Source organism: Synechococcus sp. EJ6-Ellesmere (genome assembly GCF_024345875.1).
Lineage (GTDB): Bacteria > Cyanobacteriota > Cyanobacteriia > PCC-6307 > Cyanobiaceae > Regnicoccus_A > Regnicoccus_A antarcticus.
Map to the genome: position 1 here is coordinate 1 of NZ_JAGQBY010000074.1, position 15,128 is coordinate 15,128.

Genomic DNA, 15,128 nt, shown 5'->3' on the forward strand with positions numbered 1-15,128 from the left:
CAGCAGCGACACCGGCGAACTCACCGACACACCCTCCTTGACGCGGGGATCGGCCAGGGCCGCCTGATCAGCGGTACCGAGGAAGCTGCACTGCAGCACCCAGCTGAGGTTGCGCTCCGGGTCCAGCACCTCGTCGCAGCGAGTCTGGAGCTGGCTGTCGCTGGGCCTGGCTCCCGCCAGCTGCAGCACGGTAGTGGCCCCCCACGACTGACCGAGCACGGCCACGAACTTGGTGTTCAACGTCGTGGGCAAGCCGGCAAGGCCCGCGGCGGCCCCATCGATCACGGCCGAGACATCCAGGGGCCGCAGACGCAGCTCATCCGCCCCCGGGGGAGGGACCTTGCCGGAGAGCATGGCCTGCTGCTGACCCTGATCACTGCCCGGGTGGTAGGGCAACAGCACCGTGTAGCCGTGGCTGGCCAGATGGCTGGCCCAGCCCTCGAAGCTCTCCGGTGCGTCCCAGAGTCCATGGGAGATCACCACCAGTCGGCCGCTCGCCCCTTTGGTGGGGCTGATCTGCACCACCTGCAGCGGCTTGGGCCGGTGGGGGGCCGGCAGGGTGATCAGCTTCCGTTCCACCGTGAGAGGTCCGGGCTGGCTGAGGGCCGGATCAACACTCGCCGGAGTTCGCCCGGCCATCAGTCGATCGGCTGGTTGCTGCTGACTGGCCAGCCGCCGGACCACGAACAGGGCCCGGCTCAGGTCCACCGAGGCGGTGGTGCCCGGGAGGGCCTTCATCACGCTCAGCATGGTCAGAGGGCCCTGGGCCGCCGCCTTGTCCAGCACCCTGGAGAGATCTTTTCCCTCGAGGTGGGCAGGCAGACCGTCGATGCCCCCCAGAGCGGAGACCAGGAGCAGCGCCTGGTTGAGCATGGGCGACCCTTCGGCTTCGTTCACCACCGCCGGCACCTGCAGCGGCAGCGGGGCATTGAACAGGCCCACAAGCTTGCGACCGATGAGCCCGTTGGTGGCCTGGTCCAGTTCAGCCAGATCACTGCTGCCGGCGAGCAGCCGATCGGGATGGCTGAGCTCCTCCAGCTTGACGCTGAAGCTTGTCTCAAGCAACGGCAAGCGCAGCTCCACCTGCTCCAGTGCCCTGGCAGGAGTCTGCAGGAACGGCACCGAGATCAACAGCCCGGCGAAGGTGAGCAGCAGAGGAGCAGCCGGAGCGGAACGAAGCGCGCGCAAGTGTGGCACCCGAGGATCTCCATGATCTCTCCTCAGCGCCTGTGTGTGCTCCGGTCCGTCAGGACACGATGGCCAGAGGTGGATGCTGGGCGAGCACCTGCTTGAGATACCGGCCCGTGTGACTGGTGAGGTGCTCCGCCACCTGCTCCGGAGTGCCGGCCACCACGATTTCACCCCCCTTGTTGCCCCCTTCCGGTCCCAGGTCGATCAGCCAGTCGGCACAGCGGATCACATCGAGGTTGTGCTCGATCACCACGATCGAATTGCCCTTGTCCACCAGGCGCTGCATCACGTCCATGAGCTTGTGCACGTCGTAGAAGCTCAGGCCCGTGGTGGGTTCATCGATCAGATAGAGGGTCTTGCCGGTGGCGCGTTTGGAGAGTTCGGTGGCCAGCTTCACGCGCTGGGCCTCACCGCCGGAGAGGGTGGGGGCTGGCTGCCCGAGCTTGATGTAGCCCAGACCCACGTCCACCAGAGTGCGCAGACGATCTGCAGCCTGGGGGATGGCGCTGAAGACGTCTGCAGCCTGCTCCACCGTCATCTGCAGGACATCGGCGATGGTGAAGCCCTTGTAGGCCACCTGCAGGGTTTCGCGGTTGTAGCGAGCTCCCTTGCAGACGTCGCACTGCACATAGACATCAGGGAGGAAGTTCATCTCGATCACATTCACTCCCTGACCGCTGCAGGCCTCGCACCGGCCTCCCTTCACGTTGAAGCTGAACTGACCCACCTGATAGCCGCGGGCCTTGGCCTCCACGGTGGCGGCGAACACCTGGCGGATCGGATCAAAGGCGCCGGTGTAGGTGGCCGGGTTGGAGCGGGGGGTACGGCCGATCGGGCTCTGGTCGATCACGATCACCTTGTCGACCGACTGGATGCCGCGCAGCTCGTCAAGACCGGAGGGGAAGGGAACCCGCAGGCCGAGCTTGTGCTCGAGAGCCGGATGCAACAGCTCATTGATCAGGGTGCTCTTGCCGCTGCCGCTCACCCCGGTGACGGCCACGAGCCGGCCGAGGGGGATGTCGACATCGAGACCCTGGAGGTTGTTGCGGCGGCAGTTGACCAGGGTGAGCTTGCGGCTGCCAGCCGAACGCCGCTCAGCCGGGGTGGGGATGGAGCGGCGGCCACTGAGGTAGGCGCCGGTGAGCGACTCCTCGGCCTCGAGCAGGTTCTGGAGGGACCCCTCCGCCACTATGTGCCCGCCGTGCACGCCAGCACCGGGTCCGATGTCGACGAGATGATCCGCAGCCCTGATCGTGTCCTCGTCGTGCTCCACCACGATCAGGGTGTTATCAAGATCCCTCAGCTTGAAGAGGGTGTTGAGCAGCCGATCGTTGTCGCGCTGGTGCAGGCCGATGCTGGGCTCATCGAGCACGTAGAGCACCCCGGTGAGACCCGCCCCGATCTGGGTGGCCAGGCGGATGCGCTGGGCCTCTCCACCGGAGAGGGTCATGGCCGGCCGATCGAGGCTGAGGTAATCAAGGCCCACATCCAGCAGGAACTTGAGGCGCATGCGGATCTCCCGCAGCACCAGGTCACCGATCTGGATCTGACGCGGGGTGAGCAGGGGCTTGGCACCCTGGGCCACCCCCATCAAGGCCTCAATCCGCTCGAGGGTTTCAGCCACGCTCACGGCGGTGAGTTCATGGATGGCGTAGGGCCCCACCCGCACCGCCAGGGCCTCGGGCCTCAGACGCAGCCCATGGCAGGTGCCGCAGGGCACCATCTCCAGGTACTGCTCCAGCTTCTGACGCACCGACTCGCCGCTGGCGTCACGCAACTGGCGCTCCAGGATCGGCAGGATCCCCTCGAACGGTCGCTGGTACACCTGGCTCTTGCGGTAGCGGCTGTCGGCCTGGATGGCGATCGGCTCCTCGCTGCCATGGAGCACCACCTGGCGCTGCTCATCGCTGAGCTGGTTCCAGGGGGTCTTGATCTCGAAGCCGAAGGCCTCACCCACGCTGTAAAGCAGGGAGAAGTAATAGCTGTTGTCCTTGTCACTCCAGGGAGCGATCGCCGCGTAGACCGGCAAGGAAGGATCGGGCACCACCCGCTCCAGGGTGAACCGGCGCAGATGGCCGATGCCGTGGCAGTCGGCGCAGGCGCCATAGGGGCTGTTGAAGGAGAACAGCCGGGGCGAGAGCTCCTCCATCACGGCCCCGTGCACGGGACAGGCGAAATTCTCGGAGTAGAGCCGTTCCCGCTCAACGCCCTCAGGCAGCTCCTCGCCGGTCTTGGGCACCACCTCCACCAGGGCCAGGCCATCGCCCCGCTTGAGGCAGGTTCGCAGGGAATCGGTGAGCCGCTCGGTGATGCCCTCGCGGGCCACCAGCCGGTCTACCACCACTTCGATGTTGTGGGCGTGGTTCTTGTCGAGTTCGATGTTGTCGGAGAGCTCTCTCACCTCACCATTGATGCGAACCCGGGCAAAGCCCTCGGCCACCAGACCGGAGAGCAGCTTGGTGTGGGTGCCCTTCTTGCCCCGCACCACCGGCGCCAGCAACTGGTAGCGGGTGCCCTCCGGCAGGGTGGCGATCCGATCGACCATCTCGTCGATGCTCTCGGGCCGGATCGAGCGGTTGCACTGGGGGCAGTGGGGCTCACCGGCACGGCCGAACAGGAGCCTCAGGTAGTCCTGGATCTCAGTGACGGTGCCGACGGTGGAGCGGGGGTTGTGGCTGGTGGATTTCTGGTCGATCGAGATCGCCGGGGAGAGCCCCTCGATCGCATCCACATCAGGCTTATCCACCTGGCCAAGAAACTGGCGCGCATAGGCGGAGAGGCTCTCCACGTAGCGGCGCTGACCCTCGGCGAAGATCGTGTCGAAGGCCAGGGAGCTCTTGCCGCTGCCGCTCACCCCGGTGAACACCACCAGCCGGTTGCGCGGCAGGGTGAGATCGACGTTGCGCAGGTTGTGCTGGCGTGCGCCACGCACCCGGATCACATCCTCGAGGCTGCCGCCACTAAGCATGGTGCTGGGATCAAGCCCAGGGGAGGCGGCCAGCTCGGACATGGCCTTGGGGCCGCCTCCATTCGTGGCGGAGCTCTTGGATCCGGAGACGGATCTGGCGCGGGGCATTCAGCAACCCTGACAGCCTGGAGTCTACGGGCTGCTCCTGCGGCTCAGGAGGCCCCCTGCTGCAGCAGGCTGGCCACATAGCTGCGGGTTTCACCGGAATCGCCTCCGGCGAGTTCGGCCAGTTCCCGCTCTCTCTCGCTGCTGTCTTGCAGGGCCGTCACCCCTGTGCGGGTGCAGCCAGCCTCCACCTGCTTGCTTACGCGGAAGTGGTGCTGGGCCATGGCGGCCACCAGAGGCTGGTGAGTGACGCAGAACACCTGACGCTGCTCAGCGAGGCGGCGAAGCAGGGCGGCGATGGCCCCGCTGACCCGGCAGCTGACGCCGCTGTCGATTTCATCAAACAGGAGGGTGACCTGGGGATCCGTCGCCGCCAGACAGGTTTTCAGGGACAGCAGGAAGCTGCTCATCTCCCCGCCGCTGGCCACCTCGGGGGAAGGCTCGATCGAGACCCCGAAGCGCACCTGAGCCAGACCCAGGGGCCGCAGGGTGTCCATCAATTGCCGCTCCAGGGCCGTGGCGGCGACACGGCGCCGCTCGCTGAGCTGTGCGCAGGCCTGCTCGCACCGGTGGCGGCTGCTCTCTTCCTGCTGCTCCAGTTGACGTAGCGAGGCCTCGACCCCGGTGGCATCAAATTGGCGTCGGAGGTCGTCGCGCAGGGCGATCAGGGCCCCCAGCTCCTGGCCGTGGCGCCGCTCCAGGGCCTTGAGCTGGGCCATCCGCTCCTGCAGTCCCGAAAGGGTTTCAGGATCGCTCTCCAGGCCTGCGCCATAACGATCCAGGCCAGAGGCCAGCTCCTGCAGCAGCTGGGCCGCCCCGGCGCAGCACTCCAGCCAGGGCTGCAGGCCCCCATCGAACCCCTGCAGATGCTGCAGCTCCTGCTCGATGGCGGCGAGATGATCGAGCACCGACGGGGCGCCCTCCAGACCCTCCACCAGCCGTCCGCTCACCGTCGTCACCCCCTCCTGCAAGCGGACGGCGTGGGCCAGCCGGTCCTGCTCCCCCTGCAGGCGCTGGCGCTCATGGGGGTCGTCGAGCTGAGCCGCCTCCAGATCCTCCAGCAGCTGCAGACGCCGTTGCCGGTCGAGCTGCCGGCGCTGCTGATCGGCCCTGGCTGTGTCCAGGGCCGCCGCCGCCGCTTTCCAGGCCCGCACGGCCGAGCGGGCCGCCAGCAGGGACTCGGCGATCGGCTCCCCACCGAAGCGATCCAGCCAGCGCCGCTGCTGGCCAGGACGCGCCAGCTGCTGGGTCTGCCCCTGAACGGTGAGCTCCAGCAGCAGGGGGCGCAGCTCCAGCAGCTGGGCGCGGTTGACGATCACCCCATTGATGCGGCAGCGGCTGCTGATGCGGTCCTCCTGCTGGCGCCACTCCCGGCTGATGATCAGATCGCAGTCCTCCGGTTCGAGTTCCTGCTCGATCAGCCAGGCCCGCACCGGCTCCGAAAAGGAGAAACCGGCTTCGATGCGCGCCCGCTTACAGCCCGGGCGCAGCAGCCGCAGGCCCTCACCCCCCTGGGCACCGCCGAGCAGGGCATCGAGGGCATCGAGGAGAAGAGATTTGCCCGCGCCGGTCTCCCCGGTGAGAACGGTGAACCCTGGCCTGAAACTGAGATCCAGAGCATCGATCAGGGCGATGTTCTCCAGACGCAGACCCGTGAGCACGCCGGCCTCCGGTGATTGCCCCGACCGTAGCGGCGGTCGCTTTCGTTTAGAAGAGAAACAGTCGAACTCCTCCCTGATGGTCCGCTCGGATCAGGCCACGATCACCGGGGACACGATCGCCGAACAAACCAGCAACGCCGAGGAACTCAGCGACTTCATCGAAGCCGCCGGTCTGCTGAGTTACGACCCGCAGACCATTTCGCGGATTTACTCCGGCCACCCCCAGCGCTTGCTGCGGCGTCTTTGGCAAACCATCGTGCCCATCAGCCTGTTCCTGATCGGCGTGGGCTTTGACAAATTTCTCGGGACGCTCAGCAACGAGGATCGGGCGCGGGCGCGGGCACGGGAGTGCGCCGAACTTCTGGCGGCCCTTGGGCCAGCCTTCATCAAAGCCGGCCAGGCCCTCTCCACCCGGCCAGACATCATCCCGCCGGTGCTGCTGGAGGAACTGGCCCAGCTGCAGGATCAGCTGCCTGGCTTCGAGAGCTCCCTGGCGATGGCCTGCATCGAGGAAGACCTCGGCGCACCGGTGAACAGCCTGTTCCGGCAACTCGACCGGGAGCCGATTTCAGCAGCCTCCCTGGGCCAGGTGCACCGGGGGGTACTGCTCAGCGGCGAAGCCGTGGCAGTGAAGGTGCAGCGTCCAGGGCTGCGCGAGCAGATCACGCTCGATCTCTACATCGTGCGCCAGATCGCCGCCTGGCTGAACCAGAACGTGCGCCTGATCCGCAGCGACCTGGTGGCCCTGATCGATGAGCTCGGCAAACGGGTCTTCGAAGAGATGGACTATCTCAACGAAGCCAGCAACGCCGAACATTTCGCACGCCTGCATCAGCACAATCCCCGCATCGCCGTTCCGCGCATCTACCGCGAAGTCACCAGCCGCCGGGTCCTCACGATGGAGTGGATCGAGGGGGTGAAGCTCACCAACCTGGAAGCGGTGCGCGCCCTGGGCATCAACCCCGACGACATGGTGCAGACAGGGGTGAACTGCAGCCTGCAGCAATTGCTCGAGCATGGGTTTTTTCATGCGGATCCCCACCCCGGAAACCTGCTGGCTTTGCCCGATGGCCGGCTGGCCTATCTCGACTTCGGCATGATGAGCGAGGTGAGCCGCGAGTCGAGAACGGGTCTGATTCAGGCCGTGGTGCATCTGGTCAACCGAAATTTCACCTCCCTCTCGCGTGATTTCGTCAACCTGGGATTCCTCGGAGAGGAAGTGAATCTCGAACCGATCGTGCCGGCCTTCGAGAGTGTCTTCGGCCAGGCCCTGGAGATGGGTGTCAGCCGCATGGACTTCAAGGCCGTCACCGACGATCTCTCCGGGGTGATGTACAGGTTTCCGTTCCAGGTGCCGCCCTACTACGCCCTGATCATCCGCTCCCTGGTGACACTGGAGGGCATCGCGCTGAGCGTGGACCCCGACTTCAAGATCCTCGGCGCCGCCTACCCCTACTTCGCCCGACGGCTGATGGAGGACCCTGATCCGGCCCTGCGCAGCAGCCTGCGCGAGATGCTCTTCGATGGCGAAGAATTCCGCTGGCAGCGGCTGGAGAACCTGATCAGCAGTGCCTCCCTTCAGGACCAGCTGGATCTGGAGGGATTGCTCGATCAGGTGCTCGACTTTCTCTTCTCCCCCAAGGGCGGCCTGCTGCGCCAGCAGCTGGTGGATGCCCTGGTGGACAGGGTGGATGCGATCAGCTGGCAGGCCTTCCGCCGGCTGGGCAGCCGCCTGCCTCGCCGGCTGCAACCGCCCGGACTGCGCAGCCCCCGGCTCGAGAGCGGGGAGGAGGCCCTGCTCAGCCTCGAGCCGGTGCAGCAACTGCTGACGATCCTGCGTCAGCTGCCCGGCTTCGAGCCCCAGTTGCTGCTGCTGCGGCTGCCCCGGCTGCTGGGAGAACCCGACCTGCGCCGCATGGGCGTTCAGCTGGCCCAGGGTCTGGCGGAGCGCAGCGTGGTGCGACTTCTGCGCGACGTCCTGGTGGCTCCCGAACTGAGCCAGAGCGCTGTTCTCAGCGCCACCGGCAGCTCTTAGGATTTTCCGACCACAAGGTTTCGGCTATTGAATCGTCCGCCCAAAATCCTGGCCGTCCTGCTGGGGCTTTCGCTGAGTGCAGCAACGCCAGGGCTGCAGGTGCAGGCCGCCGAACAGGTGGTGTTCGTGAGTGGAGCCTTCCGGCGTTCGATTCCGGTAGCCGACTTGGAGCACCTGGCCCAGACGGGTGAAGCCCGTGGGCTGCTGGGGGATGTGCTGCGCTTCGGAAGGCAGGATCCGGCCTCGGTGGCCAAGATGCTGAATCAACAACTCTCCCTGCCCCTGGTGCTCACCAGCCGGCTGCTCTCCACGCGGATCGGCGAAGCGCTGCTGCAGCGGCTGGCGGGAATCTTCTCTCCCCTGAGGGCGCCCCAGAAGGGGGTCCAGGCCATCCGTGGCGCCCTGATCACGGGCCTGGCCAACGGCAACGGCAACCTCAGCGCCACCGGGTTCCTCCAGGCCTACCCGGCCCAGGAGCTGGCAGTGAACATTCCGGCCCTGCTGGGGGTGATCAGCAAAGCAAGCTCGATTTCCGATCTTGTGCGCTTCTTCTCTGAATCCCCCCTTGACGGGCTGCGCGGCGATGGAGCCGCGAAACCCGGCAGCGGCGATCAGCCCAAGAGCGGCTCGATGATGGAAGCGAAGCCAGAGTCGTCCACAGCGGCACCACCGTCGACGGCCCCCTGAGACCCAGGGCATGGTTCCGGGGCTGCTGGGGACTCGGCGCGTAGATTCATCTCAGCCTGACCGCCTGCCGACGTGCCCCTGCTTTCAGCTCTTCGGCGACTGGGCCAGCAGCCAACGATGCAGGACTGGCCGGGGCTGATCGAGGCCTACCGGCGCTGGTTGCCGGTGAGTGAGGCCACGCCAGTGATCACCCTGCGGGAAGGCGCGACTCCCCTCATCCCAGCGCCGGCCGTGGCGTCACGGCTGGGCCGGGGCATCAAGGTGTTTCTCAAATACGACGGCCTCAACCCCACCGGCAGCTTCAAGGACCGGGGGATGACGATGGCGGTGAGCAAGGCGCGGGAAGCCGGCGCCGAGGCCGTGATCTGCGCCAGCACCGGCAACACCAGTGCGGCAGCCGCCGCCTATGCCCGCCGCGGTGGCATGCGCGCCTTCGTGCTGATCCCCGACGGCTACGTGGCCCAGGGCAAGCTCGCCCAGGCCCTCGTGTATGGCGCTGAGGTGCTGGCGGTGAAGGGGAACTTCGATCGTGCCCTGGCCATCGTGCGAGAGGTGGCTGACACCTATCCGGTCACGTTGGTGAATTCGCTCAACCCCTATCGGCTGCAGGGGCAGAAGACCGCCGCCTTCGAGGTGGTGGATGCCCTCGGTGACGCCCCCGACTGGCTCTGCATCCCCATGGGCAACGCCGGCAACATCAGTGCCTACTGGATGGGCTTTCAGGAGTACCGACAGGCGGGCCACAGCCGGCGTCTTCCCCGGATGATGGGCTTCCAGGCCAGTGGCTCGGCGCCTCTGGTGCTGGGTCACACCGTGGAGCAACCCGACACGATTGCCACGGCGATCCGCATCGGCAATCCCGCCAACCGCGAGAAGGCGCTCGCCGTGCGTGAGCAGAGCGGCGGCAGCTTCCACGCCGTCACCGACCAGGACATTCTCGAGGCCTATCAGTTGCTCGGCCGGGAGGAAGGTGTGTTCTGCGAACCGGCCAGCGCCGCCTCTGTGGCGGGGCTGCTGCAGCAGGCCGAGCAGGTGCCCGCCGGCGCCACGGTGGTCTGCGTGCTCACAGGCAACGGTCTGAAGGATCCCAACACCGCCATCGACAACTGCGATGGGGCCTTCCATGCCGGCCTGGTCCCTGAGGTGGATGTGGTGGCCAAGGTGATGGGCTTCTAAGCCCGACAGACAAGCTGGACCCAACAACCCAGTGAGCCCCATGCCGGAACCTCCGGTGTGGGGCTTTTCGCTGGGGTGTCAGTGCGCAAAGCGTCCACGGGAAAAACAGCCCCAGCACGGGGAGAACAAGGGCAAATAGAGCACCCCTGAGTTGCTCACGTTTTCCCCAGATCCGGGAAAGAGTGGAAAACCTTGATTTCAGTCATCATTCCGCCAGGCATTCCTCAGTTCAGATTCAAAAAAATCAAGATCGGAACTGGGCTGTAGAAGTTTTCCGCTCTTTCCCCAGCCCCTACGACTACGGATTGGATTTATTTTCTTCTTGATCAATCAAAAACCAGTAACAGGATTGGGGAATAGGCAGGGGGAAAGCGGATCGAGCAGGCTTGTGCTCGTTGCGCTTGGCTCAGTGGTGTGGAAGCGTGGTGGGGCCCTTGGCGGGCTTGTCCTCTCTGGAGTCATGTCGCGATGAAGCTGGTCTGCTCTCAGGCGGAACTGAGCGCCAGCCTTCAGCTGGTCAGTCGTGCCGTGGCTTCACGCCCCACTCACCCAGTGCTGGCCAACGTGCTGCTCACCGCCGATGCCGGCACCGGCCGGCTCAGCCTCACCGGCTTCGATCTCAGCCTTGGCATCCAGACCAGCCTGCCCGCGTCCGTGGAGAGCAGCGGCACGATCACCCTGCCTTCGCGCCTCTTCGGTGAGATCGTGGCGCGGCTCTCCAGTGACAGCCCGATCAGCCTGAGCTGTGAGGAAGGCCAGGAGCAGGTGGAGCTCACAAGCCGCTCCGGCAGCTACCAGATGCGCGGACTCTCCGCGGAAGACTTTCCCGATCTGCCCCTCGTTCAGACCGGAACTCCCCTTCGCCTGCAACCGGACGCCCTGGTGAAGGGGCTGCGGGCCACCTTGTTTGCCAGCAGTGGCGATGAGGCCAAGCAGTTGCTCACCGGCGTCCACCTCGGCCTGGCCGATCAGGATCTGGAGTGCGCCGCCACCGACGGGCACCGCCTCTCGGTGCTCCGCCTCGAAAAGGCCTTCTCCGGCGCCGAGGACGGCAGTGAGCCCTTCGCGGTCACGGTTCCGGCCCGTTCCCTGCGGGAACTGGAGCGGCTGCTCTCCGCCTGCAGCAGTGACGACCCGGTGAGCCTGTACTGCGACCGCGGGCAGGTGGTGTTTCTCTGGGCCGACCAGGTGCTCACCAGCCGCAGCCTTGATCGCACCTACCCCAATTACCGGCAGCTGATCCCCGATCGCTTCAGCCGAACCCTGGAACTCGATCGCCGTGGCTTCGTGCAGGCCCTCGAGCGGGTGGCGGTGCTGGCGGACCAGCACAACAACGTCGTCAAGCTCAGCAGTGATCCCGCTAGCGGACAGCTGCACATCAGCGCCGATGCCCAGGACGTGGGCAGTGGTTCCGAAGATCTGCCGGCGGTGATCAGTGGTGATCCGATCGAGATCGCCTTCAACGTCCGCTACATGCTCGATGGACTCAAGGCGATGACCCCCGAGCGGGTGGAGTTGCGCTGCAACGCACCCACCACCCCTGCGGTGCTGACCTCCGCGCAGGATCCCACCTTCACTTACCTGGTGATGCCCGTTCAGATCCGCAGCTGAGGCCGTGACCCTCCCCGAGCAACTGCTGCTCAGCGACCTGCTGCGGCGCCGGGTGCGCTGCAACCAGGGCATTGACCATGGCGCTGGTCTGCAGGGCTGGATGCACCCGCCTGTGCACCGCCTGCTGGGCTGGGTGAGCAGGCCTTCGGCCTTCGGAGCCCGCCGGCTGGTGTGGAGGCTCAATCAGCTGCGCGGGCTCACCGACCAGGAAGCTCTGGTGCAAGGGGATCCCGCAGACACCGACCCCGCCACCCTGGAGCGCTTGCCCACCCTCTTCGAAGCAGCCCTGCTCGGGAGCGACAACCAACTGCTGGGTGTGATTGCCGACGCCAACGTGGAGTTGCGCAGCGGCCGCATCCTCGACTACCTGGTGGCCCGCAGCGATCCGCGTCTGCCCGGCAGCAGCCGTTGGCTGCTCTCACCCGAGCGCATCGTCGATCAGCAGCCCGGGCAGGTGATGACCGCGCTACAGGGCCTCGATGATCTCCCCCTGGCCCGCGCCAGTGTGCGTCAGGAATTTCTGCGGCGCTCCCGCCGTTGGCGGGAGCAGTTCGAGGAGGTGGGCGGGCGCTTTGAGGAGCGGCTGGAGGGCTGGCTGGAGGAGCCGCCCTGGCAGGAGCCTGATCCCCTCGACCCCGAAGCCCGCCTGGAGGATCCCCCCCTCAACCGGCTCGACGAGCAGGAAGACTGGGATGACCCGGAGGCCTGGGGGGAGCCCGTAAGGGAGGTTTCGGCCCAGCCACGGCGCCGGGCAGCGCGAAACCGGCCACAGCCCCACGAGGCCGATCCGCTCGAGCCGGACGATCCCTGGATCTGAACCCACCCAGGCGGCGGGCCGGGGCCACGGGCTCGGCCACACTGGAGCCCTGATGAGTCCCTGCTGTGGTTGCCACACCCTCCTTCCCGGTCGCCGAGGCCCTGCGCCAGGAGGGCCTCAGCCAGGCCGATTACGAGGAGATCCGCCGCCGGCTCGGTCGTGACCCCAACCGCGCCGAGCTGGGCATGTTCGGGGTGATGTGGTCGGAGCATTGCTGCTACCGCAACTCCAGGCCACTGCTGCAGGGCTTCCCCACCACCGGCCCTCGCATCCTGGTGGGCCCCGGCGAGAATGCCGGCGTGGTGGACCTGGGCGAGGGCCAGAGGCTCGCCTTCAAGATCGAAAGCCACAACCATCCCTCCGCCGTGGAGCCCTTCCAGGGGGCGGCCACCGGAGTGGGAGGCATCCTGCGCGACATCTTCACGATGGGTGCCCGGCCGATCGCCCTGCTCAACGCCCTGCGCTTTGGTCCCCTGGAAGACGAGCGCAACGTGGGCCTGATGGAGGGCGTGGTGGCCGGCATCGCCCACTACGGCAACTGTGTGGGGGTGCCCACCGTGGGCGGTGAGGTGGCTTTCGACCCCAGTTATTCCGGCAACCCCCTGGTCAACGCCATGGCCCTGGGGCTGATGGAAACCGAGGAGATCGTCTGCTCCGGGGCTGTGGGGGTGGGCAATCCGGTGGTGTACGTGGGCAGCACCACCGGCCGCGACGGCATGGGCGGCGCCAGCTTTGCCTCGGCCGAGCTGAGTGCGGCATCCCTCGATGACCGCCCGGCGGTGCAGGTGGGCGACCCCTTCCTGGAGAAGGGGCTGATTGAGGCCTGCCTTGAGGCGTTCCAGAGTGGTGATGTGCTCGCGGCTCAGGACATGGGAGCTGCGGGCCTCACCTGCAGCTGCTCGGAGATGGCCGCCAAGGGGGGGCTGGGCATCGAGCTCGATCTCGACCGGGTGCCGGCCCGGGAGAGCGGCATGAGCGCCTACGAGTTCCTGCTCAGCGAGTCGCAGGAGCGGATGCTGTTCGTGGTCAAACCGGGTTGCGAGGAGGCCCTGATGGCCCGCTTCCGCCGTTGGGGTCTGCAGGCTGCCGTTGTCGGCCGTGTGCTGGCCGACAACGTGGTGCGGGTGCTCCAGGGAGGCTTGGTGGCGGCGGAGGTGCCCGCCAGCGCCCTCGCCGATGACACCCCGATCAACCGCCATGAGCTGATCAGTGAACCTCCGGCAGCCATCCAGGCGCACTGGCGCTGGAGCGAGGCCGACCTGCCCGCCGCCGCCGCTGAGGGCATCACACCGGCAGGCGGACCACTGGCGGGCCAGGCCCTGGGTTGGGGTGCCGTGCTCCTGCGCCTGCTCGATGACCCCACCATTGCCAGCAAGCGCTGGGTCTATCGCCAGTACGACCACCAGGTGCAGGCCAACACGGTGATGCCCCCCGGTGGCGCCGATGCGGCCGTGGTGCGCCTGCGGCCCCAGCGGGGCGAGGGCGCCATGGAGGCCACCAGCCGCGGCGTGGCCGCCACTGTCGACTGCCCCAACCGCTGGGTGGCCCTGGATCCAGAGCGGGGGGCGGCGGCGGCGGTGGCCGAAGCTGCCCGCAACCTCAGCTGCGTCGGGGCTGAACCCCTGGCGGTCACCGACAACCTCAACTTCCCCTCCCCGGAGACCCCCACCGGCTACTGGCAGCTGGCCATGGCCTGCCGTGGTCTGTCGGAGGCCTGCCGGGCACTCGACACTCCCGTTACCGGCGGCAACGTCTCCCTCTACAACGAAACCAGGCGGCCCGATGGCAGCCTGCAGCCGATCCATCCCACTCCCGTGGTGGGGATGGTGGGACTCGTTCACGACCTCGATCACGTCACCGGCCTGGGCTGGCAGGCTCCGGGCGATCACCTCTGGCTGCTGGGGGTGCCCCTGGCCGGTAGCGACGTCGATGGGCGGCTGGCTCTGGCCGCCTCCAGTTATCTGGAGAGTGTCCATGGTCTGGCCACGGGCCGGCCGCCGCTGACCGACCTGAAGCTCGAGCGGACAGTGCAATCCCTGCTGCGTCAGGCGATCACGGCGGGCCCGGTGGCCTCCGCCCACGATCTCAGCGACGGGGGCCTGGCGGTGGGGGCTGCCGAGGCCCGCATCGCCTCCGGCCTCGGTGCCGCTCTGGAGCTTCCCGCCGATGCGGGCCGTCTGGATCGCTTGCTCTTCGCCGAAGGGGGCGCCAGGGTGCTGGTGTCGCTCAGACCAGCTCAGGAGCAGGCCTGGCAGGAGCTGCTGGCGGTGCAGCAGGCTGTGGGGCCGCAAGCACTGGCCACGCCGATCGGTCGGGTGGGTGAGGCCGGCACAGCCCTGAGCTTCGAGCAGAACGGCACCGTCCTGCTGGCCCTGGAGGTGGAGGAGCTGCGCACGAGCTACGAGAACGCTCTGCCGCGCCGGCTGGCCGCAACCGGCTGAGGCACAATGCAAAGGTAAAAGAAAGGTGAACGGGCCTGTGGCAAGCGCGCACCCCACGCCGGAACGGCCCGACCGGATGGAAGAGGCCTGTGGGGTCTTTGCCGTGTACGCCCCTGGCCAGCAAGTGGCCAACCTCACCTACTTCGGCCTCTACGCCCTGCAGCACCGGGGTCAGGAATCGGCCGGCATCGCTGTGTTCAACGGCGACAAGGTGCGGCTGCACAAGGACATGGGCCTGGTGAGCCAGGTCTTTGATCAGGACGTGCTCGAGCGCATGCCCGGTGATCTGGCCGTGGGCCACAACCGCTATTCCACCACCGGCAGCAGTCGGGTCTGCAACGCCCAGCCGGTGGTGTTGATGACCCGCCTCGGCCCCTTTGCGCTGGCCCACAACGGCAATCTCGTCAACGTCGAGGATCTGCGCCAGTCGGTGCAG

The 15,128-nt window shown here is 67.0% G+C and carries 9 protein-coding genes and 1 pseudogene; 7 read left to right on the forward strand and 3 right to left on the reverse strand.

Annotated elements, in window-relative coordinates; all coding sequences use genetic code 11:
- The 3 genes from KBY78_RS09440 to KBY78_RS09450 form a co-directional block, all read right to left on the reverse strand.
- Window positions 1-1,197 (reverse strand): alpha/beta fold hydrolase (locus KBY78_RS09440; protein ID WP_255143376.1); only part of this gene is annotated, 1,197 nt, incomplete at its 3' end.
- A gap of 49 nt (window positions 1,198-1,246) precedes the next feature.
- Window positions 1,247-4,201, reverse strand: a complete 2,955-nt coding sequence (gene uvrA / locus KBY78_RS09445) for an excinuclease ABC subunit UvrA (RefSeq protein ID WP_255143377.1) — start codon at window positions 4,199-4,201, stop codon at window positions 1,247-1,249.
- 110 nt (window positions 4,202-4,311) lie between these two features.
- Window positions 4,312-5,925, reverse strand: a complete 1,614-nt coding sequence (locus KBY78_RS09450) for a DNA repair protein RecN (RefSeq protein WP_255143379.1) — start codon at window positions 5,923-5,925, stop codon at window positions 4,312-4,314.
- Between the two features lie 76 nt (window positions 5,926-6,001).
- Here KBY78_RS09450 and KBY78_RS09455 point away from each other — a divergent pair, with 76 nt between their 5' ends.
- The 7 genes and pseudogenes from KBY78_RS09455 to KBY78_RS09485 all read left to right on the forward strand — a co-directional run.
- Window positions 6,002-7,960, forward strand: a complete 1,959-nt coding sequence (locus KBY78_RS09455) for an AarF/ABC1/UbiB kinase family protein (RefSeq protein WP_255143380.1) — start codon at window positions 6,002-6,004, stop codon at window positions 7,958-7,960.
- 27 nt (window positions 7,961-7,987) lie between these two features.
- Window positions 7,988-8,647, forward strand: a complete 660-nt coding sequence (locus tag KBY78_RS09460; RefSeq protein ID WP_006172719.1) for an alpha/beta hydrolase — start codon at window positions 7,988-7,990, stop codon at window positions 8,645-8,647.
- 117 nt (window positions 8,648-8,764) lie between these two features.
- Window positions 8,765-9,823: a threonine synthase gene (thrC, locus tag KBY78_RS09465; protein WP_255143381.1), complete on the forward strand. Its 1,059-nt coding sequence runs from the start codon at window positions 8,765-8,767 to the stop codon at window positions 9,821-9,823.
- Window positions 9,824-10,291: 468 nt separating this feature from the next.
- A complete protein-coding gene (dnaN, locus tag KBY78_RS09470; RefSeq protein ID WP_255143382.1) occupies window positions 10,292-11,434 on the forward strand; it encodes a DNA polymerase III subunit beta in 1,143 nt (380 codons plus the stop codon).
- Between the two features lie 4 nt (window positions 11,435-11,438).
- Entirely contained in the window at window positions 11,439-12,251 is an 813-nt protein-coding gene (locus KBY78_RS09475) for a hypothetical protein (protein ID WP_006172722.1), read from the forward strand.
- A gap of 65 nt (window positions 12,252-12,316) precedes the next feature.
- Entirely contained in the window at window positions 12,317-14,692 is a 2,376-nt protein-coding gene (gene purL, locus KBY78_RS09480; RefSeq protein ID WP_255143383.1) for a phosphoribosylformylglycinamidine synthase subunit PurL, read from the forward strand.
- Between the two features lie 76 nt (window positions 14,693-14,768).
- A pseudogene (locus tag KBY78_RS09485) lies at window positions 14,769-15,128 on the forward strand (class II glutamine amidotransferase); the annotation flags it as partial.

What these genes read in the sequence shown, in the direction of transcription:
- uvrA (WP_255143377.1), bottom strand. Translation starts at nt 4,201, where the DNA reads ATGTCCGAGCTGGCCGCCTCCCCTGGGCTTGATCCCAGCACCATGCTT.
- KBY78_RS09455 (WP_255143380.1), top strand. Translation starts at nt 6,002, where the DNA reads ATGGTCCGCTCGGATCAGGCCACGATCACCGGGGACACGATCGCCGAA.
- thrC (WP_255143381.1), top strand. Translation starts at nt 8,765, where the DNA reads ATGCAGGACTGGCCGGGGCTGATCGAGGCCTACCGGCGCTGGTTGCCG.
- dnaN (WP_255143382.1), top strand. Translation starts at nt 10,292, where the DNA reads ATGAAGCTGGTCTGCTCTCAGGCGGAACTGAGCGCCAGCCTTCAGCTG.